General features: G+C 48.8%; 23 protein-coding genes and 1 pseudogene. 9 read left to right on the top strand and 15 right to left on the bottom strand.

Going from position 1 to position 24,069, the window contains the following annotated elements:
* Window positions 1-190 (bottom strand): hypothetical protein (locus QOX44_RS12405; RefSeq protein ID WP_283683426.1); only part of this gene is annotated, 190 nt, incomplete at its 3' end.
* Between the two features lie 278 nt (window positions 191-468).
* Here QOX44_RS12405 and QOX44_RS12400 point away from each other — a divergent pair.
* Window positions 469-819, top strand: coding sequence for a hypothetical protein (locus tag QOX44_RS12400; RefSeq protein WP_283683424.1), 351 nt, complete (start codon window positions 469-471; stop codon window positions 817-819).
* On the opposite strand, the gene QOX44_RS12395 is transcribed toward QOX44_RS12400, so the two are convergent.
* Together QOX44_RS12395 and QOX44_RS12390 are read right to left on the bottom strand one after the other, a co-directional pair.
* A complete protein-coding gene (locus tag QOX44_RS12395) occupies window positions 797-1,120 on the bottom strand; it encodes a hypothetical protein (protein ID WP_283683423.1) in 324 nt (107 codons plus the stop codon). The genes QOX44_RS12400 and QOX44_RS12395 overlap by 23 nt on opposite strands.
* A 30-nt stretch (window positions 1,121-1,150) precedes the next feature.
* Window positions 1,151-1,351 carry a helix-turn-helix transcriptional regulator gene (locus QOX44_RS12390; RefSeq protein WP_283683422.1) on the bottom strand — a complete coding sequence of 67 codons (201 nt, stop codon included), beginning with the start codon at window positions 1,349-1,351 and terminating at the stop codon, window positions 1,151-1,153.
* A 148-nt stretch (window positions 1,352-1,499) separates the two neighbouring features.
* On the opposite strand from QOX44_RS12390, the gene QOX44_RS12385 reads away from it, so the two are divergent.
* The 6 genes from QOX44_RS12385 (at window position 1,500) to QOX44_RS12360 (ending at window position 5,472) form a co-directional block, all read left to right on the top strand.
* Window positions 1,500-2,171, top strand: a complete 672-nt coding sequence (locus QOX44_RS12385; RefSeq protein WP_283683421.1) for a helix-turn-helix domain-containing protein — start codon at window positions 1,500-1,502, stop codon at window positions 2,169-2,171.
* A 14-nt stretch (window positions 2,172-2,185) separates the two neighbouring features.
* A complete protein-coding gene (locus tag QOX44_RS12380; protein ID WP_283683420.1) occupies window positions 2,186-2,509 on the top strand; it encodes a DUF4258 domain-containing protein in 324 nt (107 codons plus the stop codon).
* Window positions 2,506-2,733, top strand: coding sequence for a type II toxin-antitoxin system MqsA family antitoxin (locus tag QOX44_RS12375; RefSeq protein WP_283683419.1), 228 nt, complete (start codon window positions 2,506-2,508; stop codon window positions 2,731-2,733). Before QOX44_RS12380 ends, QOX44_RS12375 begins: the two co-directional genes overlap by 4 nt.
* 33 nt (window positions 2,734-2,766) lie before the next feature.
* Window positions 2,767-3,231 (top strand): ImmA/IrrE family metallo-endopeptidase, encoded by a 465-nt coding sequence (locus tag QOX44_RS12370; protein ID WP_283683418.1) that lies wholly within the window; start codon window positions 2,767-2,769, stop codon window positions 3,229-3,231.
* Window positions 3,232-3,279: 48 nt separating this feature from the next.
* On the top strand, window positions 3,280-3,627 hold the full coding sequence (locus QOX44_RS12365) for a hypothetical protein (protein WP_283683416.1): 348 nt from the start codon (window positions 3,280-3,282) through the stop codon (window positions 3,625-3,627).
* Window positions 3,628-4,116: 489 nt separating this feature from the next.
* Window positions 4,117-5,472, top strand: a complete 1,356-nt coding sequence (locus QOX44_RS12360) for a recombinase family protein (RefSeq protein ID WP_283683415.1) — start codon at window positions 4,117-4,119, stop codon at window positions 5,470-5,472.
* A gap of 15 nt (window positions 5,473-5,487) precedes the next feature.
* Here the strand turns inward: QOX44_RS12360 and QOX44_RS12355 are convergent.
* From QOX44_RS12355 to addB, 11 genes and pseudogenes are all read right to left on the bottom strand, one after another.
* Window positions 5,488-6,123: pseudogene (locus QOX44_RS12355) on the bottom strand (ABC transporter substrate-binding protein); the annotation flags it as partial.
* Between the two features lie 117 nt (window positions 6,124-6,240).
* Window positions 6,241-7,167 carry a nucleotidyltransferase family protein gene (locus QOX44_RS12350; RefSeq protein ID WP_283683414.1) on the bottom strand — a complete coding sequence of 309 codons (927 nt, stop codon included), beginning with the start codon at window positions 7,165-7,167 and terminating at the stop codon, window positions 6,241-6,243.
* A 40-nt stretch (window positions 7,168-7,207) separates the two neighbouring features.
* The gene (locus QOX44_RS12345; RefSeq protein WP_283683413.1) at window positions 7,208-7,534 is read right to left on the bottom strand and encodes a branched-chain amino acid transporter permease; all 327 of its coding nucleotides are present in this window, start codon (window positions 7,532-7,534) and stop codon (window positions 7,208-7,210) included.
* Complete coding sequence (locus tag QOX44_RS12340) at window positions 7,531-8,322, bottom strand: AzlC family ABC transporter permease (protein WP_283683412.1); 792 nt, start codon at window positions 8,320-8,322, stop codon at window positions 7,531-7,533. Before QOX44_RS12340 ends, QOX44_RS12345 begins: the two co-directional genes overlap by 4 nt.
* Before the next feature lie 124 nt (window positions 8,323-8,446).
* A complete protein-coding gene (locus QOX44_RS12335) occupies window positions 8,447-8,710 on the bottom strand; it encodes an HPr family phosphocarrier protein (RefSeq protein WP_283683411.1) in 264 nt (87 codons plus the stop codon).
* 2 nt (window positions 8,711-8,712) lie between these two features.
* Window positions 8,713-9,675 carry a DNA-binding protein WhiA gene (gene whiA, locus QOX44_RS12330; RefSeq protein ID WP_283683410.1) on the bottom strand — a complete coding sequence of 321 codons (963 nt, stop codon included), beginning with the start codon at window positions 9,673-9,675 and terminating at the stop codon, window positions 8,713-8,715.
* A gap of 18 nt (window positions 9,676-9,693) precedes the next feature.
* Entirely contained in the window at window positions 9,694-10,572 is an 879-nt protein-coding gene (gene rapZ, locus QOX44_RS12325; protein ID WP_283683409.1) for an RNase adapter RapZ, read from the bottom strand.
* Between the two features lie 90 nt (window positions 10,573-10,662).
* Window positions 10,663-11,580, bottom strand: a complete 918-nt coding sequence (gene murB / locus QOX44_RS12320) for a UDP-N-acetylmuramate dehydrogenase (protein ID WP_283683408.1) — start codon at window positions 11,578-11,580, stop codon at window positions 10,663-10,665.
* Window positions 11,568-14,144 (bottom strand): YfhO family protein, encoded by a 2,577-nt coding sequence (locus QOX44_RS12315; RefSeq protein WP_283683407.1) that lies wholly within the window; start codon window positions 14,142-14,144, stop codon window positions 11,568-11,570. Before QOX44_RS12315 ends, murB begins: the two co-directional genes overlap by 13 nt.
* The gene (gene addA / locus QOX44_RS12310; RefSeq protein WP_283683406.1) at window positions 14,141-17,872 is read right to left on the bottom strand and encodes a helicase-exonuclease AddAB subunit AddA; all 3,732 of its coding nucleotides are present in this window, start codon (window positions 17,870-17,872) and stop codon (window positions 14,141-14,143) included. The genes QOX44_RS12315 and addA overlap by 4 nt, the downstream gene beginning before the upstream one ends.
* Entirely contained in the window at window positions 17,863-21,354 is a 3,492-nt protein-coding gene (gene addB / locus QOX44_RS12305) for a helicase-exonuclease AddAB subunit AddB (protein WP_283683405.1), read from the bottom strand. Before addB ends, addA begins: the two co-directional genes overlap by 10 nt.
* A gap of 218 nt (window positions 21,355-21,572) precedes the next feature.
* Between addB and QOX44_RS12300 the strand changes: the two genes are divergently transcribed.
* Both QOX44_RS12300 and QOX44_RS12295 read left to right on the top strand, forming a co-directional pair.
* Window positions 21,573-21,845, top strand: coding sequence for an autorepressor SdpR family transcription factor (locus tag QOX44_RS12300; protein WP_283683404.1), 273 nt, complete (start codon window positions 21,573-21,575; stop codon window positions 21,843-21,845).
* Complete coding sequence (locus tag QOX44_RS12295; RefSeq protein ID WP_331488391.1) at window positions 21,842-22,480, top strand: SdpI family protein; 639 nt, start codon at window positions 21,842-21,844, stop codon at window positions 22,478-22,480. The genes QOX44_RS12300 and QOX44_RS12295 overlap by 4 nt, the downstream gene beginning before the upstream one ends.
* Before the next feature lie 192 nt (window positions 22,481-22,672).
* On the opposite strand, the gene QOX44_RS12290 is transcribed toward QOX44_RS12295, so the two are convergent.
* Window positions 22,673-24,067: a sensor histidine kinase gene (locus QOX44_RS12290; protein ID WP_283683403.1), complete on the bottom strand. Its 1,395-nt coding sequence runs from the start codon at window positions 24,065-24,067 to the stop codon at window positions 22,673-22,675.
* Window positions 24,068-24,069 lie beyond the last annotated feature (2 nt).

Below are 24,069 nucleotides of genomic sequence, written 5' to 3'. Positions count from 1 at the left end.
TGATTCTTCCATGATGCCTCACCTTTCTGTCCTGATGTATGTCCGCCGCGATCGCCGCCGTCCCCAGCACCCAGTTATAAAGCGCCATCATCGCGAATATGTACGCCCAGTCGCCTTTTGTCATCCATGTGTAGATGATCGTTGTTGCTGCCGCTGCGATAGCATGCAGCGTGATCAGTTTCTTTAACAATGTTTGTCCTCCTTTTCCGCCATCAGGCGGTTTTCTCTTCTTGTTTCTTTTCGATCCTGTAATCGATCTTCACACCTTCCTGCTGCTCAAGAAGCTCAATGATTATTGCTACTATTTTCTCGATACTCATTACACCACCCCTCTACTGTTCTATGCCGTATGGGTTGTCTGTGTTCCTTCCCTTGTGTTCTGGAAATTGTTGACTTTCCTACCTGTTCCTCCTATCTTATTTGTACAGGCTGTTGCCGCAGCCGAGTACGAGGAAGGGAGGTACTTATATGGTGAAAATGACTAATGAAGCTGCAACAGTCCTTCACGCTCTGTATTCACAGTTTTTATCTCGGAGAAAAGTGGGGCAATCAAAAAATGTCGCTTGCCATTTTGGCTCTGTGCAAGCTATTCATGATGATCTTTGCCCTCAACTACCGATTGATGACGTTGATTCCGCTATGCGTGAACTAGACTGCTGTGGCTATTTAATCAATGACTACGGCGATCAAACTATCTGCCTTTGTGCCCTAACAAATGAAGCAATTATTGATTGCCAAAATCTAACAAAAGATAGGTTCGGAAATATCGTTAACGGATTCGCTACGTTAGCAGATTTTATTTCAGCCCTCCGTCCTTAATGACTTTAGGGATATGGTTGTATTTTCTAAATTCACTTTCTGAAACCAGCCTTATCCCTTTTCTTTCCTGCCCTGGATTTGCAAAGATGATCGCCTGCATCAACAATTCTTCATTTATGACTATTTCATCTTTCTCTTCATCAAAAGCAATAGCATTCCTATAGTTCAATTCTTTTGTAATCCCTGTATATCCATTACTGCGCCGGAATTGTAAAGCTCTCATCACACGAATTGCGCAGTTCATTGTTTCACACTCTTCGCATCCTCGTATGCTTATTCCGATTCTTTTTATTTTCTCCACCCCTCTCACCTCCTGTTTCTGTTTAACATATTAGACTCTTTGTTCAAAAAAAAGATCACTCACCTTTTTCCCAAGTGCCTCTGCGATCTTAGAAAGGGTACTTGTTGTTGTTGTCTTGATACTTCCACTCTCCAGTCCCGAAATAATAGCTCTCGATACCCCTGACAATCTTGCCAGTTCTTCCTGCGAAATATTTTTTTCATTTCTGAACTGTTTGATTTTATACTCCACGTTATTTCACTCCTTTTCTGTTTAATTTGTTTGACATCTATAATCTAACATATTGAACAAAGCATGTCAATAGTTTTTGTCTAAAATATTTGACATTTCCTTTTTATAATTGTATAATATAGTAGACATAGAGAAAGGGGGATTGTAAGTGTTATTAGGAGATATCATAAAAGCATATAGATTAAATCACGGAAAAATGAGCATGGATTTATTTTCTGAAAAAAGCGGAATAAGCAAAGCTTACATTTCACTATTAGAAAAGAATAAGCACCCAAAAACAGGGAAGCCTATTGCGCCATCTATTCAAGTGATAAAGCAAGCTGCTGATGCTATGGGCATGGATTTCGATACACTGTTTTCTATGTTAGAAGGTGAGGTTTCGCTATCTGAGCAGAAAATTGTTTCTGATCCTGTCAAGACCAAGAAAGGCGTTGTCATCAATGTCCTCGGTCGCGTTGCCGCTGGTATCCCGATCGAAGCCGTTACGGATATTATAGATACAGAAGAAATACCAGAAGAAATGGCAAAGACTGGGGAGTTCTTTGGATTACAAATTCACGGTGACAGTATGGAGCCACGAATGTGTGAAGGTGACGTTGTAATCGTCCGGCAACAGGATGATGCTGAATCAGGTGATGTTGTGATTGCAATGATTAACGGTAATGATGCCACTTGTAAACGACTGCGGAAATATAGAGATGGTATCGAGCTGATTTCCAATAATCCGAGCTATGATCCAATGTTCTTTAGCAACGAAGAAATCGAAACAAAACCTGTGAAGATTATCGGGAAAGTGGTGGAATTAAGAGGAAAATTTTAACTGAGGACACATATATGGAATTAAAAATTGAAGATATTCGTAAAATATGTATACCCGAAAATATAGAGATCACTATGCATGCAGCTAAGCGTTTGGAGCAACGTGGCATTCTGCTGCAAGATGTTATAGACTGCATCAAGAATGGAAAAATTATTGAACAATATCCGGATGACTATCCGCATCCGAGTTGTCTGATTCTTGGGAAATCCACGAGACAATGTTATCTGCATGCGGTAATTGGAAGTGATTTAGAGACTATATGGGTTATAACAGCATATTTTCCAGATCCAGAAAAATGGGAATCTGATTTTGAAACAAGAAAGGAGAAAAGATCATGACCTGTTTTACTTGTAAAGGCGATGTTGAAAAAACTACTACATCTTATATGACCGAATACAATGGATGCTTTATCATTATCAAAAACGTTCCTTGTTCTAAATGCACCCAGTGCGGTGAAGAATATCTGAACGGCGTGACATTACAAAAAATCGAGTCTATCCTTGAAAAATTGAAATCTGTACTTACGGAGATTGCTGTAGTCGACTATACAAAAGCCGCATAAGTGCTTTACGATATTTGATACGGGGGAGTTAAATTGACGTATGAAAAATTATTGCTCGCAGCGGAGCAGGAGCACCTCGCTGTAAAAGAAAAACCGCTGCGAGAACACGATGGACTGATCAAAGGTCGGCGCATCGCTATCCGTAATACAATCCAGACTCAGATAGAAAAATCCTGTGTGCTTGCCGAAGAGCTGGGACATTATTACACCACTGTTGGCGATATTATAGATCAGTCCAATGCTGCAAATCGCAAGCAGGAACTCCGCGCACGGCTCTGGGCGTATAACTGCCAAATTGGCCTGCGCGGAATCGTAAAGGCATTTGACCGCAACTGTAGAAGTATGCATGAAATGGCGGAGTATCTGGATGTCACAGAAGAATTTTTGAAAGAAGCAATAACCGCATATCGGAATAAATACGGGATATGCACAGAGTTTGACAACTACATAATATTTTTTGAGCCGCATTTGGCGGTATTGAAAAAGGTATCTGATTAAACCGCTTCGGCGTTTTAATAAAAATCTAAAGAAAAGAGGGATTGAGTTATGGAAAAGAAAAAACTCAGCAAACTGTTACTTGTATCACTGATCATCGGCGTAGCTTATCTGGTATACAGTATCGTGTACTGGACAGGCACAGCCGGAAGCGGTTCGGATGCCGCCGAGCAAATCGGCACCGGCATTGCTACGGCGCTTGTTATGCCCCATCTGATCTGTACTGCTCTCGCAGTCCTTTTTAACGCACTTGGACTGTTCATGAGAAAACGCGGATTTGCTTTGACTGGTGCTATTCTCTACACTGTAGCGCTTGTTCTGTTCCCTATGTATTTTATGTTCGTTATTATCGAAATGGTCCTTTCATACATAGGATTTGCAAAAATGAAAAAAGATTAACTTTATCCCCCCTGCTCCGGCAGGGGGCACATTAAAAATAATATACTTACCCGGGCAGCCGGGGGACGTGCTTTTCATCCGATCTGAGCCTGCAGAAAGGATGATGCTTATGAGTACATATGAGGAATTTCAAATCATATTGACAGTCGCTCTGTTAATTGTTGCAATTCTGAGCATGAATAATAAGAAATAGCCCGTCCTGACTCTGGTAAAGTAGACGAGCTATTTCTTAGCTTAATATTTCGCCGGATCGGGTGAAGTGCACTCACCCTCCGACTGTCCTGTTAAGTATATTATAGCAAAATATGCAAAAATGTCAATAATGTGAAACCGCCCGATGTTGGCACACCGAGCGGCACACGATAACTATACAGTCCACGGAGGACGGTACAATCATCCTTAAGCAAGCTGATTATACCACAATCCTCCGGCACCTGTACAGGTGTATTTTTTATACTCTTTTTTCATATGATGCAGAGGGGGATTTACATGAAGCAATTACGATGTGCACTTTATCCGCGAGTATCCACGGAAGAACAATTTTTACACGGGCTTTCTCTTGATGCGCAGCGCAAGGATCTGACAGAATATGCGCAAAGAATGGGATATAAAATAGTCGGCGTGTATGCTGATGAGGGTGTGTCTGCCAGAAAACCTGTCAGCAAACGCCCTGCTTTGCTGCGTCTGCTTGCAGATGTAGAGAAAGATAAAATAGATATTATCCTTGTTACCAAACTCGACCGCTGGTTCCGTAACATAAAAGAATACCAGATCACTCAGGAAATCCTTGACCGGCACCACTGCTATTGGAAAACTATTTTTGAGCAGTATGATACTTCTACTGCAAATGGACAGATGGTAGTCAATATTATGCTCGCTGTCAATCAGAGCGAATGTGATCGTACAAGCGAACGTATTAAAGTCGTTCTTGATCACAAGTTTAAAAACGGCGAGCATGTGACCGGAGCTGCACCATACGGGTATATATCTGTCGATAAAAAACTACAAAAGGATCCTGCAGTGCAGCATATAGTGGAGGATACTGTAGGCTATTATTTCTCATGCTTTTCCAAAAGAAAAACTATCATACATATCATGAGTAAATATGCCGATTTTGATCACTGCCCGTCCAAATATCAGGTAAACCGAATTTTGACTGAGGAACTGTATGCCGGTATTTATCGCGGGATCCCGGGCTACCATCCTGCGTACATTACGCTCGATCAGTTAAGACTGATCAGAGAAACAACAGACACTAAAACATACCCGCACACAAATCGTCCATATATCTTTTCCGGATTGGTCAAATGTCCGCATTGTGGAAAGATTATGACCGGATTCCGCAAAAAACAACCTCTGAAGAATGGCAATGTGAGTTATTATCAGCGATACCGTTGCTCTGCAAAGCTCTCTAAATGTCCCACTCCGTGCATCACAGAATCGGTAATTGAAAAATATATGTTAGACAATCTGTGCGCTAGCATCGACAGTATTATCTGTAATCTGAGTCCCCAAAAAGAGACACCTGTCAATCGTATTCCTGCGCTCAGATCAGAGCTGCAACGTCTGAATGTCCTTTATCAGAAGGGACGCATATCTGATGAATACTACGACGAACAATATGCTCTGATTGAAGCAGAGATTACAACAGAATCACAAAACAAAGATATGGAAGGACTGATGCAGCGCATGACTGATCTGAAAAAAGAGCTATCAGGGAATTGGAAAGAATTATACGACATGCTTGATGCGCAGCATAAAAATGCTTTTTGGAAGCGCATCGTGAGCGAAATTACCATTGATGAAAATACGCACAAGATCAATGGATTTAAGTTTTTGAAATAGGTGTAGTAACTAATAAAACTCTACAGTGAACGCTCCCTGACCGCCAGAAAAGGCCGCAGCTGTCGAGCCAAAATCAATACTCTGATCGATATTTACGTCCCCCGCAGGGTCGATGCCGTTCTGTCTGAGAATATATTCAAATACCATCTGCGGCATGCCGCCCTTTCGCCCTCCGAGTACATCTTTTCCGATCAGATCGCTCCATTTAAAATCCGGCATCTCTTCGCGCGCTACGAGAAAATTTCCGGCACGCTGTGTCAGCTGCGCAAAATTGACGGGCGCATCCTTTGCGCCTCCGCTGTACGTATAGATAGAGGATTCCGATCCCATAAAACCAATATCCGCCTCCCCGGAAAGAAGCGCTGTCATAACCTTGTCGGCTCCAAAGCCCGTAACCAGTGTAAGGTCGATCCCCTCCTCCTCAAAATACCCAAGCTCGATTGCTACATACTGCGGCGCATAAAAAATCGAGTGCGCCACTTCGTTTAACGTAACCTTCGTAAGTTTCTTTTCGGATTTATCGGCCGTTTTGTCTGCGGCTTCCGCCACGTTCTTTTTACTCTGCTCCTCTTCCTGTGCTCCGGCTACGCAAAAAACACCTCCGGCAGCCACTACGGCAGATAGTACAAATGAAAGAATTTTTTTCTTCATAAAAGCTCCTCTCCTTTTTCCCAACTACCGTAATATATGCCGGAACTGCTTAAATGTGAAAAACAGCCCTGACAGCCATTGCGGCCACCGAAGCTGTTTTTTCTATTTTAGTATGCCTTATTCCTCCCAGAGCTTCTGCGGATAGAGGCCCTGCTCCTTCAATGCACGGATCGCTGCGACTACCTGCGGTTTGTCCTCCTTGTAAGTCACACCGTACCAGCGGTCATCTGTCTTGAGCACCTGAACCGTCGCACGGTCCTCGAGCAGGAGCTCATCTACGACAAATGGCAGGAAGTACTCGCATTTGAGCGGATTCTTCTCCAGATTTTCATCCAGGAACGCACGGAAACGCGCATGCAGTTCTTCAAGGATGCTCTCCGTAAAGCCCCACATGTTCATAGAAACTGTGCTTCCCTGCGGAATCACCGTCCAGGTCTTTCCGTCATCCTCTGTATAAGCAGTATCATCGCCGCGCTTTTCGATATGGGTACGTTCATTGATCTTTACAAGATGCCCGTCTGCATCCGTTACACAGACGCCACGCGCTACATGACCGTTCTCCGTCAGTGTCTTCTCAAGCTGATAGCCAACCATCATGTACTGATACTTTTCTCCATCTTCCTGAGCATTTGCGAGGAAGTCGTATGCAAGCTTAAATGCCTTGCTGCCGTAATAGTCGTCTGCGTTGATCACGGCAAAAGGTCCGTCCACGGTGCCGATGCAGCTAAGTACCGCATGTCCTGTTCCCCACGGCTTTACACGGTCTGCCGGAACAGTAAACCCGTCCGGAAGATTGTTCAGATCCTGGAATACGTATGCTGTCTCAACCTGCTTTGCAATACGGTCACCGATCGCCTGGCGAAAGCTCTCCTCATTTTCCTTTTTGATGATAAATACTACTTTGCGAAAGCCTGCCTGAATGGCGTCATAAATAGAAAAATCCATAATGATATTGCCATACTCATCGATCGGGTCGATCTGTTTCAGACCGCCGTATCTGCTTCCCATTCCTGCTGCCATTACTACTAATACCGGTTTTTTCATTGTCCTTCCTCCATTTCTGTGATATACTGCACCATTTTAGTTATTTAAATACTGCCTGCACAAAAAACATGTAGCATACTGTTCCTGCCGCGATCGACAAAAGCGTATTGTGCTTCCATCTGTGCAAAAATACTACGAGTGCAACTGCCAGCGCCTCCGGCAACGCATGTGCAGCCGGGAAAATCGAAACGTTTCTGAGACAGTAGACCACAAGCATCCCCATGATCGCACAGGGAAGTACCTCACCGAGATACAGTACGATTTTCGGTGTATGTTTACGGAATACGAGAAACGGCAGAAAACGGAGCAGTGCAGTCACTCCCGCTGCCACTCCCACCAGAAGCAGCGCATATGTATTCCCTGTCATCGCATACCTCCCTGTATCTCTTCTCCCTTTGAGCACATTTCCGGGCGTGCCTGTGCGTTCTGCAAAGCTTCCTCTGCCTGTCTGTCCTTCCCCTGTAAATGCAGCTTTTGCTCTGCCTGCTTCTTTTGCAGGAGCATCGCTGCCAGTATTCCAAGCATAGACGGTATCAGAAATCCGGATGCCCCGAAAACCACCCTGCATACGACAGATATCACAACACCGCAGACCGCCGGGAAATGAAAGCTGGTCTTTTCCCACTGCTCTATAAAAATGACGACAAAGAGCGCCGTCATGGCAAAATCAATGCCTGCCGAGTTAAATCGGAGCGCTGCTCCTGCCGCCGCTCCCAGTATGCTTCCTGCCACCCAGTAACACTGGTTGAACAGCGACACAAAAAAATAATATTTTTTCCTATTTATCTCTTCCGGAAGTTCCGGAGAACATACGAGCGAAAAGGTCTCATCCGTCAGTGCGAAGATCAGATAGGGCTTTTTCCACCCCGTATCGCTGTATTTATCTACCATTGTAAGGCCATAAAACAGGTGACGGATGTTCACCATCACCGTCATCAGAGCCGCAGCTGCGACAGACGCGCCAGCGGAAATCAGATCTACTGCCACGTACTGCATCGAGCCGGCATAGATGGTCGCACTCATAAGCAACGCCCACCACCAGCTGTATCCTTTATCCTGCAAAAGCACGCCAAACCCAATGCCAAGTACAAGATATCCTGCCAGCACCGGCAAGGAAGCGAGAAACGAATATTTCAGTGTATTGTCTCTGTGCATTTTCCATCATTCCTTATGTATTAAACCGTACTCTCTTCTGATAACGGGATGCTCCATCCATCACAGAAAAAGGCACACCGGCCATACGCATGCACCTGCCGGAGTGCCCTCGTCTCCCAATAAGCTATTTTCCGTTCGCAGAACTTAAAAACTTTTCTATATTCTGAAGCGCCTCTGCCTCGTCCTCACCATTTGCCGTAACTACAACCGTTTCTCCCGAAGACAGCCCCAGTGTCATCATACCCATGATGCTCTTTGCATTTACGCTGCGGTTCTTGCTCTCTATGTGGATCTCACTCTGGTACTGACTCGCCACCTGCACCAGCATTGCTACCGGTCTTGCTTCCAAACCGTTAGGAATCTGGATCGTGATTTCTCTTGTAGTCATAACTAAAACTCCTCCTTGTCCTGCCTTAAATCCTCTGCCAGCTGACTTATTTTCCGCAATCTGTGATTCACCCCTGACTTTCCGACCGGAGGACTCAGCATCTCACCAAGCTCCTTTAAGGATGCGTCAGGATGAGCCAGTCTGGCTGCTGCGACATCCGCCAATCCATCCGGCAATGCTTCCAGACCTTCTACAGCCTCCAGATAGCGGATATCCTCTAATTGTCTTACTGCCGCGTTTACCGTTTTGTTGATATTCGCTGCTTCACAGTTTACCTTGCGGTTCACATTGTTCCTCATATCACGGACGATCCTGATATTCTCAAGATTCATCAGAGAAACATGCGCTCCCATGATATTAAGCATATCAACAATCTGTGCTCCTTCTTTAATATATACAATAAAATGCTTTTTACGCTGCACGATTTTGGCATCCAGATCGAATGCTCCGATCAGCGCCTGAAGCTGCACAGCCCGCGCCTCAGAAGCACAGACAATCTCGAAATGATATGATTTTTCCGGATTGCTGATAGATCCCGACGCCAGGAAGGCTCCGCGTATAAATGCTCTTCTGCAGCATGACATCTGTACCAGAAGCTGATTGGCCGGCGATACCTGCTCCGTCACCTCTCCTTCTTCATCCAGAAGCTTCAGTGCGCGCAGAATACGCATGGTATCCTCATGGCTGCGTACCAGAACTGTATAAATGCGGTTTTTCCTGCTGCTGCCTTTATGTATATAAACAGAAACATCAATACCTATATTAAATGCTTTTTGCAATAATGTAAAGCACTTTCTTGCCACTGTAATATTTTCTGTATGAATTCTCATTTTATAAGATCCTGCTGCTGAAATACAGACAGATCCGCACATCCCCACGAGTGCTGCGAGCTCTGCCAGCACACAGTGCCTCGCCTCGCAGCTGTACATAGATAACTCGTTTTTCACATCACTGGAAAAAGACATTTCGTCCTCCCCTTCTCCTTACTTTTTGTGCACCCCGATGTCCCTGTGCTCTACCTTCAGCCCGTACCCCGCATGCTTGCACAGATGTCTGTATAAAAGTTCTGCAAAAGTCACTGAGCGGTGCTGACCGCCTGTACAGCCGATACTGATCACAAGCTGATTTTTTCCCTCTGCCACGTAGTTTGGAAGAAGAAATTCAATCATATCCTCAAGCTTATCCAGAAACTGGTGCGCCGTCTCTGTGCGCATGACGTATTCGCGTACTTCCTCATCCAGCCCGGTCTTCGGGCGCAACTCCTCTACATAATACGGATTGGGCAGACAGCGTACGTCAAAGACCAGATCTGAGTCCACCGGAATGCCGTATTTAAAGCCAAACGAAACGATCGTCACAAAAATATTTTTATATTCCTGACAGGCGACAAAGATCTTGCTGATCTCCTCTTTTAACTCACGCGGCAGGAGCTTGGAGGTATCTATGATAAAATCTGCCTGCTCCTTTAAAAACTGCAGCGCCTCCCGCTCCCTGGCAATCCCGTCCTCGATATGGCCGTCCCTGGCCAGGGGATGACTTCTGCGCGTCTCTTTATACCGCTTCAGCAATACGCCATCTCCCGCCTCGAGATACAGGATCTCGTAGGAAACTCCCTTTGCAACAAGGCGCTCCAGCACTGTTTTGATCTTTCTGATATTCGCTCCTGCGCGGACATCTACCCCCAGCGCAACCTTGCTGTAGCTATTTGTATATTCATCCTCCTGTACGCCGGAGAGCTCTGCAAACTTTTCCACCAGCGGAAGAGGAATGTTGTCTGCACAAAAATACCCCTCGTCCTCCAATATCTTTAATGCCGTACTTTTTCCCGCGCCGGACATCCCTGTCACAATGACAAATCTCATATTTTCTCCCTGCCTTCTTCTGTCTTTTCCTCTGTATGCCTTTTGTGCACCGTACGCAGACTTCCGCCTGCGCTTCTGTACCGTTTTCTTCTAAACAGGCTGAAACTCTCCAAGCATTTTTACCTCCGGCTCCAGTGTCACTCCGGAGTTCTCCTTTACGCGTCTTACTACCTCAGCAATCAGACTGCGCACATCCTGCGCCGTGGCGTCTCCCGTATTTACTACAAAGCCGCAGTGCTTTTCTGACACCTGCGCTCCGCCTACGGCAAAGCCCTGCAGTCCGGCATCCATGATCAGCTTACCTGCAAAATATCCCTCCGGGCGCTTAAAGGTGCTTCCTGCGCTCGGCATATCAAGCGGCTGCTTTGTGGTCCGCTTCTCTTTAAGCTCCTCCATCTGTGCGCGGATCAGCGCCTGATCTCCCGGCTCAAGCCGAAGCCTTGCTTCCAGGGCGATCCATCCGTTCTTTGCCAGCGCACTGCTGCGATAGCCAAGCTCCAGCTCCTTTGCCGGGATCCGGCGGATCTGTCCGTTTTCATCCAGCACAGTAACCTCTTCCAGAACATCCTTCATCTCCCCGCCGTACGCGCCCGCATTCATGACACACGCGCCTCCAAGCGTCCCCGGTATGCCAGAGGCAAACTCAAATCCAGTCAGCGAAGAAGCGAGGGCTCTTTTTGCGATCACAGAAAGCATCGCTCCTGCCTGCGCAGTCACGGTGTTTCCGTCTGTTTTTATCTCGCTCAGATTTTTGTAGATCTGCACCACCACGCCCCGATATCCCTCATCGGATACAAGAAGATTGCTTCCATTTCCCAGTATATAAAAAGGAACTCCCTGCTCACGGCAGATGCGGATCACCGCAGCCGTCTTTTCCACCGAATCCGGCACCACAAACACATCTGCCGGACCGCCGATCCGAAACGTCGTATGCTGCTTCATGCTTTCTTGTTCTGTCACACATTCTGTTCCCGCCGCCTTGCGCAGCAGCTCTGCTATTTTCTGCATTTTTCTTTCCTTTCCTGCAAAGATGCTTTCTCCTCCGGAGATATCTCCTGTAACTGTTCGTCCTGTATCCGCGTCTCCTGTGCAAACCACAGCGGATGGCGTTTTTCCCATATGCCGGACAGCACATACAGAAGAACACAGATTGCGCTGAGCAGCGCACCCATATGGAAGCCCGGAGGCGTAAACTTCATTTCTATTGTATGCTCACCCGCGCCGACTTTAAGCCCCATCAGCGCCTCTCCGATGCGGAAATACTCACTTTCTTTCCCATCTACTTTGATCTCCCAGCCTTCGTCGTACGGAACCGTAAGCATCAGCGTCCCGTCCCGCTTCGCATCCAGAGATGCTCTCACCTCATTTCCGTCGACGCGAACATCTGTAAGCTGGCTCTCTGAGAGCCGGTCAATGACCGCCTCGTATGCATCATTTGCGCAGGTATAGACGTGAGCCTGCACAGACTCCTGCGTATCCTTAAGCGTTACCGTAAAATCTGCCATATCGCTCTGAGGCGTTCCATTGATCACGTACAGATGATCCGTATAATCCTCATAGGCTCTCGTATACTCCGGTGTGCGCAGATCGATCTTGGCAACTCTCGTGTCCACACACAGATACACCTGCTTATCCTGCGGTATTTTAATCCCGTACGTCTGTCCGTCTTCCATGTCAATGTTGCGGTCAAGCACGTAGATCGGATCAAGCCCTGTCGCAAGCTGCACGAAGCTGTTCTGCACCTGCAGCGGCTCACTCGCCTGAATGTCCCAGTCTGCGATCGAATCATTGACCATAAAGCCAAGAGAAAGTGCCGAATCGTTTTTATAAAGCGCCAGCTCCCCGTCCTCTGCGATCCGTTCAAACTGATAAAACGTATCTGCTGTCTTTGACGGAGACGCCACGTAACGGATCCCCAGCACATCGTTCATCAGCTTTGTCACGCCGAGATAGCCATTTTTGTTTGTCCTCGCTTCAATCCCGACTCTGTCGCAAAAATCGATCACGGATCCGTGCATCGTAGAATTAAACATGACCATCGCATTGCCGCCGGCATACATCGTCACATTTCTCATTCTCTGACGGTCGACCTCGCTTCGGAAAAATTCATCCTCCGGCTCATTTGCCGCATCCATCAGCGCCTGGTAGGATTTCTGGTCAGCAATATAGATGCTGCGCGTCACGCCGCCGTTGCAGTTGATCCCATAGACCGCATTCGCGCACAGCTCGATCAGAAGCACTGCGCTCAGTATGGCGCCAGACATGGAGGGACGCAGCTGTCCGGCAAAGCGTCCGATCAGCAAAAGCCCCAGATACACCAGCAAAAGTCCCGCTGTGATCAGATAGATCACCGCATCATATTCGCGCTGTGGACGTACGTAACAGTATGCGACAAATGCTCCTGCCACAGCAAATACCAGCAGCAGCTTTGCAATCGAAAAGCTTTTCAGATGACCTGCCGCGTCGTAAGCCATCACGATCAGCAGGGCGATATAAATAAATGCAAAGCGGTTCGGCAGTCCATTCTGTACATGAAAACCGTGCCAGATATAATTCAGTATATTAAAGGAAAAGCTAAATACAAGGAGCGCACACAGTGCACCGTGCGCCAGTCTCTCCCGCAGCCTGATCTTTTTATCCAGCAAATACAGAAGCGCCAGCACAACGGTCAGGATACCGCAGTACGCATTCAGTCCGACCTGAGAGCTTGAAATATTGACCGGCTCCAGGAATGCCAGATGATTCTCCAGCAGACCTGCCGCGCTCTCGTAAAATTTTATCACGGACGGAAAGGTATTTCCCTCCATAGACTCTGAAGTCGCCAGCCCCAGAAACGCCGGAAGCAGCATCAGGGCCGCCATTCCCCCGGAAAGAAGCGCATACCAGGCAAAGTTTAAGCAGCTTTTGCCCACGCGTTTCCAGGTGATCGTCCTGTTCGAGATCCAGCGCACCAGAAAATACAGGCAGGAAAAAATGCAGAGCATAAATCCGATGTAGTAGTTGCACCACAGTGCATAAAACAAAGACAGTCCGAACATCCGTCCGCTCTTTCCCTGCGTGATCCGCTCAATCCCCATCATGATAAGCGGCAGCATTGCAATACTGTCAAGCCACATCAGATTGAAGTAATAGCCTATCACAAAATTGCTCAGTCCGTATGCCATGCCCAGTACGACCGGCAGATACTTCTTCTGCGGATCTCTCTTGTGGAGATACCAGGAAAAGCAGCCGCTGCAAAGTCCGAGCTTCAAAAGGATCATCAGATCCATGAAATCGCAGACGTACTCCTTTGGTACAAAGGTGAGCAGAAGGTTGAGCGGGCTTGCCATATAATAAGCGATCGTAGACCAGAAATTATATCCAAGTCCCCCGGAAAAAGAATACAGTAAGGATTCTCCCGAGGCCAGCTTGCTCTGCAGATCCGTATAAAATGGAAGATACTGATGCAGTGAGTCAATGATCAGCAGCGTCTTATCGCCAAACGGCCACAGTCCCAGGCTGACAAACCCGATCCCCGCAGCAATGACAGATAAAAAAAACGCGGCAAAAAAATATCGGAACGATTTTTTCATAAAATAATATCCTCTCCCAGATAAAATGAATAAATGATCCTGTCCCCGACAGGATAACCGGTCAGGCGCTCAAGCGCCAGGGCATAATAGTCAAGCTGCGCCCGGTATTTATCCGCAAGCTCTCCCGCCGTCTCTGTCCGGTCCGTCTTGTAATCCAGCACTGTGATCTGTTCATCCTCGACAAAGTATGCGTCAATGATCCCCTGCACGAGCACCGTCTCCTGCGGACTCCAGTCTGATCTGATCTGATCCGCCGGCACACCAAGCACAAACGGGCGCTCCCGGTACAGCTCCCCGGCCAGTGCCGCACGCTCCATTCTGCCTCCGCTCTTCGTCGCAAGGAAGAGCCGTATATCATCCAGGCACAGCGCCTGCCCTTCTTCTTCGGACATTTTACCACAACTTATCAGTTCTTCCAACTGTATTTCCAGTGCATCTTTCTTAGAATAATCTAAATTTTCCATAAATCTGTGGTAGGCCGTACCTCTTTGCGCTCCGCGAAGCGGCTGCGCGTGCTTTTGAAAATCCGGTACAAGCGGTATCACTGTCTCCGGCTGGTACAGCTGCGCTGCATCCTCCTCATCCGGCATATATGACAGCTTTTTAAGCTCTGAGACGGACAGCTTTCCAATGATCTGTCTGTCCGCGCTATATGGATACGAGGCCCCGAATACCTCTTTCAGATACGCCTGAGTCTCCTCATCAAAACACTCCTGCACGGGAAGCTGTAACAGGCGCGCAAGGCACACTGCCTCATCGCTTCTGTCCTGCGCTTCTTTTTCCTCATTCTCCTCTTCCCGTATCATGTGCATGGCAAACGCTGCTTCCTGTCTGTCAGAGCGTATCACACCGTCTGCATCCATGTCCATCTCGTCAAAAAAGGCTGCTGCATCTGGATGGCGCATCAGCGCCGGAATGATCCAGTCCAGATAAGTCGCTGCCTGTGACAGATAAGAATACGCCAGCGTATCCCCTGTATGCACCGCCGCGGTGCGCCACTTTCCTGCCTTTTGCGCCGCATCCGTCACGCATCCGGTCAGGATAAGCTTCTCCTTTGCCCTGGTAAGGGCCACATAAAGGACTCGCAGCTCTTCCCCCAGATTTTCTGCGGATGTTTTCTGCTGGATCGCCTTTTTGAGCAGCGACGGCTGTCTTGTGCGAAGCTGCGCATCAACACAGTCGCACGCAAGTCCAAACTCCGGGTGCATCACGACCTTGCTGCGGATGTCTGATTCATTAAACTGCTTGCCAAGCCCGGATACAAATACAATCGGAAACTCCAGCCCCTTGCTTTTATGGATACTCATAATGCGCACCGTATCATCTGCCTGCGCACCGGTGTTCGCCTCTCCGTAATCCACCTCATATTTTTTGAGATTCTCAATATAACGCACAAAATGATACAGCCCTCTGTAGCTTGTGGCCTCATACGCGATCGCCTTTTCAATGAGCATATCGAGATTTGCCTTTCTCTGCTGCCCGGCCGGAAGCGCCTGCGCATATGCGCCGTACCCTGTTTTCTCCAGAAGATCCCAGATCAGAAGATGCACCGGCGTATGCGCTGATTTTTTTCGCAGCTCATCAAAAACCGCAAAAAACGCATCCAGCTTCCGGCGCAGCGCATCGTCTGTGCCCTGCGCGCGGTACGCCTGCACGCAATCATAGAAATACCGCTCTTCGCAGGCGCTGCGGATCCTGGCCAGCTCTTCATCACAGATCCCTCCGATCGCGCTGCGCAGCACCGCCGCCAGAGGAATATCCTGCACCGGATTGTCAAGGATCTGCAGATAGGCCAGTACTGTACGCACCTCCACTGCAGAGAAATATCCCTTCTGCGACCCGGTAAAGCAGGGGATCCCCATATCTGTGAGCACCTCGGCAAATGTCTCCGACCAACCGCTTACCGTGCGCAGCAGGATCACGATATCACCGTAGCGTGCCGGTCGGTACTCTCCCGTTTCCTTATCAAGCACCGCTTCCTTCCCGACAATCTCCAGTATCCTTCTGCCGACAAGGCGCGCCTCCTCCCGCTGCTTTTCTCCTGTGTGAGTCTCCACCAGATAAAGTTCCGTATCGAAAAATGCCTCGCCCTGCGGCCGCTTCGCAAATACTGCTCCCGGATAGAGCGCCGCATCCGCGTCGTATACAATTCCGCCAAGTCCCTCTGTCATGATCTGGCGAAACAGGTAATTCACACTGTACAAAACCTGCGCACGGCTGCGGAAATTGCGGTGCAGATCGATCCGGCAGGAGGTCTTGTCTGATTCTTCTGTATATGTTTTGTATTTCTCCAGGAACAGCTCCGGACGCGCGAGACGAAACCGGTAAATACTCTGCTTGACGTCCCCTACCATAAACAGATTATGCGCCCCCGTGCCGCGCCCGCTCACACTTTTAAGTATCAGCTCCTGCACCAGATTGCTGTCCTGATACTCGTCAATCATAATCTCATCAAATGCTTCGGCATACTCTGCGGCTGCAGCTGTAGGCACCGCCTGCCCGTCCTGGATTTCCACCAGCGCCCGCAGCGCAAAGTGCTCCAGATCGCCAAAATCCAGAATATTTTTCTCCGCCTTCTGTGCCGCCAGCCGTTCCATAAAGTCCTGCGTCAGTCTTACGACTGCCCGGATACAGTCCCCGCTTTTTCTGTACTCCCCGCACAGCACCTCCGGCTGGTCGTAATAATATCGCTGACAAAGCGCGGCAAGGGCATCCTTCATCTGACTGCGCAGCTCCTGTACGAGCGCCTTCTTTTCCTCATCTATGGACGTATCCTTTTTTCTTCCAAGCATGGTATAGGGCGGCATACTGTGAAATGCCTGCGCATATTCCTCATACGAACCCGCACCGCGAAGCTTTTCCAGCATCCGCAGATCATCCTGCAGTGCCTTTGCATATGGGTAAGGTCCTCCCGGCTCCTCACAGAGGCGCAGCGCCTCTGTGATCTGCTCTGCCGCATCCTCCAGCGTTTTTCGCGTATCCTCCTCAATATACGAAAGCCACTGACTGCTGTTCTCACCAAACCCTGTATCCTGCCCTTCGCAGAGTTTTCCACGCGATACGTCTGTTTTTTCTGTATTTTCCACCGGATCCACATTGCCATCCGGATACTTTCCACTTTTCTCCTCCGGGTACATACGCAGACAGTTCTTCAGCCACTCTCCCGGCCAGGGCTGGCCAAGCGCATAATGATACACAGAAAGTATCGTGCTTTCTATGACCTGATCGCTCTTTCCCGGTGCAAATCCCTCAAAAAACCCAGTTAACAGCTCATCTGCTCCCTCATACGCCAAAGCCACTGTCTCCTGCACCGTTTCCTGCTCCAGCAGGGTGATCTCCCCCTCGTCCGCAATGCGAAAGGACGGGTCGATCCCCGCAAGCTGAAAATGGCTGCGCAGTACATGCAGACAGAAGCTGTGTATCGTTGTGATCTTCGCATTATGCACCAGCACAAGCTGACGCTGCAAATGTACATTCTCCGGCTCCTCCTCCGCTCTTCTTTCCAGCGCCTCCCGGATCCGCTCACGCATCTCTGCAGCTGCCGCATTTGTAAAAGTCACAACAAGCAGCCGGTCAATATCGACCGGCCTTTTCTCATCCATGATCCGGTCAAGGATCCGCGCTACAAGGACCGCTGTCTTTCCGGATCCTGCCGCCGCGGAGACAAGAATATCGCAGTCCCGCGTATCAATCACTCTTTGCTGCTCCTGTGTCCATTTTACTGCCATGGCAACTCCTCCGCTTTCTCCTTTTTTATATTCCCGTCCGCTGTTTCTGCGTGCTCTGTGTCACAGGGATTCTCCCCTGCCTCCAGAGCGATCCGCTCCCACGCCTCGCTTTTGGAAAGCTTTGGCGTACGCTTCTGGCTCATCCCCGGGATCCTGCGGTCAAACCCGCAGACCTCCGAATAGATACAGTAATCACAGGCGCTCTGCTGCTGGTCGGCAAACGGCTTCACTTCTATCACGCCATCCGCGATCTCCTGTGCCATGCACTCCATCTTGCGTGAGACAAACCGGGAAAGCTGCTCAAACTGCTCCGTAGATACGGCGCTTGAGGCTGCCTTTAGCGAACCATCCTTTTTGAGTCCTGCCGGGATGACGAGCGAATCTGCGCCGATCTCTCTGTCCAGAAGGCGCAGTACCTCCATATCTCCATTTAATACACCGTCCGGCCGCAGCTTTTTGAGAAGCTTTTCCTGCATCTGCGCAGGCGTAAGCTGCGCATCCTTTTCAAGAATCGGATCGTCCAGATGATAATAAAAAATCCCTGCCGGAACTACCGGTTTTTCTCCATGCAGCCTGCGCTCCATCTCAAGCGCCGCATTCAGATATACAACAAGCTGGAGCTGGAGTCCATAGTACAGAGAAACCGGATCAAATTTTGTATTGCCTGATTTATAATCTACAATCTTTACATACACTGCATCCGGTGTGTCCGCGGTATCGACGCGGTCGATCCTGCCCTGCAGACGGATCCTTCCATTCTTTCCGAACCGTACATTGACGGCCTCCAGATCTCCTGCATCAGCAAATGACACCTCAAAACCGACCGGCTTAAATTCTCCTGCCAGCAGCTGCCTGTGCAGCGCCCACACCGTCCGGCACAAAATGCGCTTGATGCGCGCGATCGTATACTCCTCCCGCGCACCGCCGTGCAATACGCCATTTCCATATTCTGCCGCGATCTCATCTACACACATTTCGATCAGCTCTGCCTGCTCCTCCTGACTGATCGCCGTCCAGTCAGCCCCCTGGGCCTGCATTTTTCTGGCAAACAGCTCCAGTGCCCGATGAAAAATAATTCCCAGATCGGCTGCCCTGACCCCGTACAGCTCCCGTTTGGATAAATGCAGTCCGTAGAGCGCAAAATGCGCAAACGCACACGCGGCAAACTGCTCCAGTCTGGTGACACTGTTCGTCATGACCTCGCCGTACAGTTCCCGGGACGTCTGATAGGACAGCCTGCCCTGCATCCCCCGGAAAAAGGCTGCCTGCACCAGTGTTTTTACCCGGTCACAGTACGCCTCATCCTGCAGATAGCAGCGGTACAGCTCCAGCCACGCCGCATCCTCTTTTCCTTCACGCAGTCTTTGCAGCCCTGCCGTCAGATACAAAAGCCCGTTTTCCTTTGAGGTGACCTGATGAATATCAGTACCGCTTACAGGCTCCTGCACCACCCAAGCCTCTGGAAACATCTTTTCCAGCATGACTGCCAGATAAGAGGGACGCATGACGCTTCCATCGCTGCTGCCCGTACACCACGACAGATACAGCTGCTGCTGTGGCTTCGTCAGATTCTGATACAGATAAAATCTCTGAATATAACTGTTTTCGCGCGCCGATGGCGCCAGCTCGATCCCGGTCTGCCGGAGAAGCTCCCGTTCCATATCCGAGACGATCCCGCCTCCACCTCCATGCGCCGGCACCCAGCCATCGTTCAGCCCGAGGAAAAGCAGTACCTTCACGTGCGCAAGTCTGGAGCGCTCAATATCTCCTACCTGCACCTGATCAATGCCCGGCGGTATGATACCGACACCGGCCTCAGCAAACCCTGCGTCCAAAATCTCCGAAAATTCTTTCAGGCTGACCGTTTCATCTCCCATCAGCTCTGCCATCTCATCCAGCAATGCAATCAGAATACTGTAGATCTGCGCATACTCCCGTGCTTCCTCGCGCGCGCCCTCCTGCATCAGCAAAAGCTCACGGTCCTTTAACTGCTGCTGTATCCCGCACGTCTCCAGCAGGCTGCACAAAACCTGCGCGTAAAAAAGAAGCGGCTGCTCCTTCTGGCTCATCTTCTCGAAAAACGGAAGAAACAGCTCTGCTGTCTGCGCACGATACACATTGCACTGCTGCAGCTCTTCCGGCGTCATCCCGCCCGGAAGATACGTCCATTCCTGCGACCATGCTCTGTGTCCCCGGATGCCCGCAGCCAGTACATAATTTTCCAGCCGGTCCACCGCCTCCATCGCAAGCCCTGCCATGGTAGTGCGCAGCACCCGGAATATCGTCTCACAGGAGAAATCCTTCTGCACCATAAGCAGCGCTCCCCGGATAAATTCCAGGCACGGATTCAGCAGGATATGCCGCGTTTCGTCGAGAAACGCCGGAACCTCATACTGCGGAAATATATTTTTGATATAATTATCATAAGCGCTCAGGTTTCCTGTGATCACGGCAATATCCTGATAGCGCAGCCCTTCTTCCCGCACCAGACGGCAGATCGTCCGGGCCGCAAAGTGTACCTCCTGCGCAGGATTGACTGATATATGAAACGAGATCCCTTCTCGATCCTCCCCGCGATAAATGCGGCTGCTCTTGCGAAACAGATTCTGCTCCAGATGCTGCAGCGCTCCTTCTGCGCAAAACCGCGGCAGCTTCCCGTCTCCGAGAAGCACCGGATCTTCTATAGAAGAAACTCGTCTGGCAGCCTCACTCACATGCCGGATCAGCTTCTTGCTCGGAGCAAACAGCTCATGCTCCTGGATTTTTCCGTAAATATTTTCCCGCACATCTATAGTCACTGTGATCCACAAAGCAGGGCAGATCGTCAAAAGCACCTCTATTACCTTCATCTGAGAAGGCGTAAAGCCTGCAAATCCGTCAAGCGCCAGCACACTGTTCTTCAGAAGCCGCGACTGATCCGCTACACTGCACAAAACATCCAGCAGCTCTTCCGGCTTCATGAAGCGCTCCCTCTGGTATTCCAAAAACGCGCGGTACAGTACCCTCACGTCCTCAAGCTTGGCGCGAAGCAGCGGTCTGTTCTGGGCAAAGCGGATCATCTCCTGAAGCTCAAAATCAGTAATCTCATACTGCATCAGCTCCGACAAAATCGACTTCACCTCTGAGACGTACCCCGGTCTGTCCATGCGCCTGCCCAGCACCTGCAGCTTTTCCTTCTGCTCTATCGCTACCTTGCGCAGCATCAGGTTTTTTCCTGTCTCCGTCAGCACCGTCCTGCGGTCGGCGCCGACCTCCTCAAAAATACGGTGCGCCAGACGGCGAAAGCTCAGAACATCGATATTCATGATCCCCCGGTCCGGATGCATCATCACAAGATCCTTCTGTGTCTGCATCGTAAACTGCTCCGGCACGATCACAATATAATTTTTCTTTGGATGTCTGCGCGACTCCTCAATAATTTTCTGGTATAAAAAATGGGACTTTCCGCTTCCGGAATTCCCCATAATAAACTGAAGCGACATACCTTCTCCTTCTAAAAAGTCCAAAACAGCATTTTCTTATTTATTGTACTAGGTTGTACTAGTATACCGCAAATCAAACTGCGTTGTCCAGCGCAACAGTATTTAGATTTTTTTCTAAATAGGTATTGACTTTTCCAGAAATCCATACTATATTCAATCTAAACTATTTAGATTTTTTTCTAAATACTATCCAGACTATTTTTTACAGGAGGTGACGTATGAGCTTCGCAGAAACTTTTAAGGCACTGTCTGACCCCGCGCGGCGTGAAATACTGATGCTGCTGCGGCAGGGCTCCCTCTCAGCCGGAGAGATCGGAAGCCATTTCGATATGAGCGGTGCAACCATATCCTACCATCTCGGCATACTGAAAAAGGCCGATCTGGTATGGGAAACACGGCATAAAAATTTTATTTATTATGAACTGAATACCTCAGCCGTAGAAGAGATCATGCTGTGGCTGTCAAATCTGAAAGGAGATACAAAAAAATGAAAGAACTGAAACCATACAGAAACAAGCTCATCTTAACCTGCTTTCTCACCTGTCTGCCCCTGTTTATCGGACTGCTTTTGTGGGATCGCCTTCCAGAGCAGATGGCAACCCACTTCGGTGCAGATAATGTCGCCAACGGCTGGAGCAGCAAGCCCTTTACTGTGATCGGCATGCCGCTGCTGCTGACGGCGCTCCATCTGTTCACGGTCCTGATAACACTTAATGATCCAAAAAAGAAAAATATCGGCGGAAAGATCTTTTCCTTTATCTTCTGGATCATTCCGGCAGTTTCTCTGATCTGCTGTCTTTCCACGTACGCATATGCCCTCGGACTTCCTGTTAATATCGGTCTGATCGTAAATCTGATGCTAGGTATCGTCTTCATCGTGCTGGGGAATTACATGTCAAAAAACCATCAGAACTACACCATAGGCATCAGGCTTCCATGGACACTCGACAGCTCGGAAAACTGGAACCGGACACACCGTCTCGCCTCTGTGCTCTGGGTCCTTGCCGGCATTGCCATTCTCGCAAACAGCTTTTTCCAGTCCACAGCCGTTTTGTTCCTTGTGATCATCGCTGCTTCCATGATCCCTGCTGTGTATTCCTTCATTTTACATACGAAGGGAATCTGACACAGGCGTTGCATGACGGCAGACTCCAAATGGCAGATTTTTTAATGATGGCTCATCTAACTACAATTTTTTCTTAAGAGTATTCTGAATCTCAACAGCGTCAGGGCTGTAAGGCCATTGATGCTGTGATTCAGCTCCGTTTCCAGCTGCGCAGCGGTGATCGTATCCAGCCGTCCAACCAGTGCAAGTTTTTCATACGATCTCGGCTTGTGCATTCAGCCGGATCCGCGTTGTAAAGGTTTCCGTCCCGGCATTAAACCTAAACTCTGCACTTCCGCCATACTTCTTTGCCGTATGAGCTATGCTGCGAAGGCCGTATCCGCCGTTATCCCGGTCGCTTACGAAGGCCTCCGCAGGTGAAAATCCATTTTCCGTCTGGTACTTACGATTAAGATGCACTCTCTTGCAGGCATTTGATATCTCGATAGCCAATGAATCTTGTACTGTCCCCACCCGAACGGTAATCCACTGATTTTCTGCGCATTCCTGACAGGCACGAATCGCATTTTCTATGACATTTCCGAACAGTATCGTCAGATCTACCGGTTCTATTGCTATTTCTCCGCATCTGGCATAAATTTCGCAGCTAATATTTTCATCTCTGGCCCGCCCTGCATAGTACTGCAGCAGACCGTTGATCGTCATGTTTTTGCAGTAAACCTCATTTTCCCGTCTGGCAGTAGCATCAATGATCTGGGAGAGATATTTTTTCATCTCATCCAGCTCTCCTTTTTCCAGCATATCGTTCAGAAAATTGTAATGATGCCTCAGATCATGTCGCATTCTCCGGGCATTCTCTATCTCTTTGGTGATCTTCTCATACTGTTGCTGCTGGATCTCTGCAGCATGCCGCTGATCACTGTCACGTTTATACCGCACCGATTCCCGGAATACCAGCCAGTAAATGACAGCCTGGTCGATAATCAGAAACAGCATCACCGGCAGCAGACAGAGCACATGGGCCACCGTCCAGCCAAAAGTCGTCCGCCACAGCGAGTTGCAGTAGAACATCAGCACAAAACAGACGGCGCTGGAGAAAATCGCCATGAAAAACTCCCGCTTCATCGTTTTCGGATTGATCTCCCGATTAAATTCTCCCAGCGGCCGGAGCACTACAAAAAACTCTACCGGGCACAGCAGCGCTGTGGTCGCAAAGTATAACAGCACATCGAGCAGACTGTAGACACTCATCGGCGGATACACAAAGCTACTTGTTACGGAGATAGAAATTATATTGACCAGCCAATATTGGACCGCCGCATAAAATAACACACTGAAAAAAGCCAGAAACTTTTTCGTCAGCGTCTCCTGTACCAGCCACACATAGGCCGCCAGCATCAGCAGGATCGCCGCAACCATATACAGATTCGCCGGCGCTCCGGAATCTATCTCAGGCCATACATGCAGCACATAGCAGATCAGTGCAGGAAACGCCAGTGCCAGAATTGCCGAACCCAGAATGATCCCTGTAAAAATATACTTTCGCCGGAAACGGTAAGCTTCTTCACCAAATGGAAGGAAAAGCATCAAACTGCAGGGAAATAACTGAAGGAAGAAACCGATAACATTACGCAAATAAATCCCCATAT

Origin of the sequence: Parablautia sp. Marseille-Q6255 (assembly GCF_951230155.1) — a bacterium.
Lineage (GTDB): Bacteria > Bacillota > Clostridia > Lachnospirales > Lachnospiraceae > Choladousia.
The sequence above is the reverse complement of the archived record's forward strand: the minus strand, read 5'-3'. Positions and strand labels throughout refer to the sequence as shown.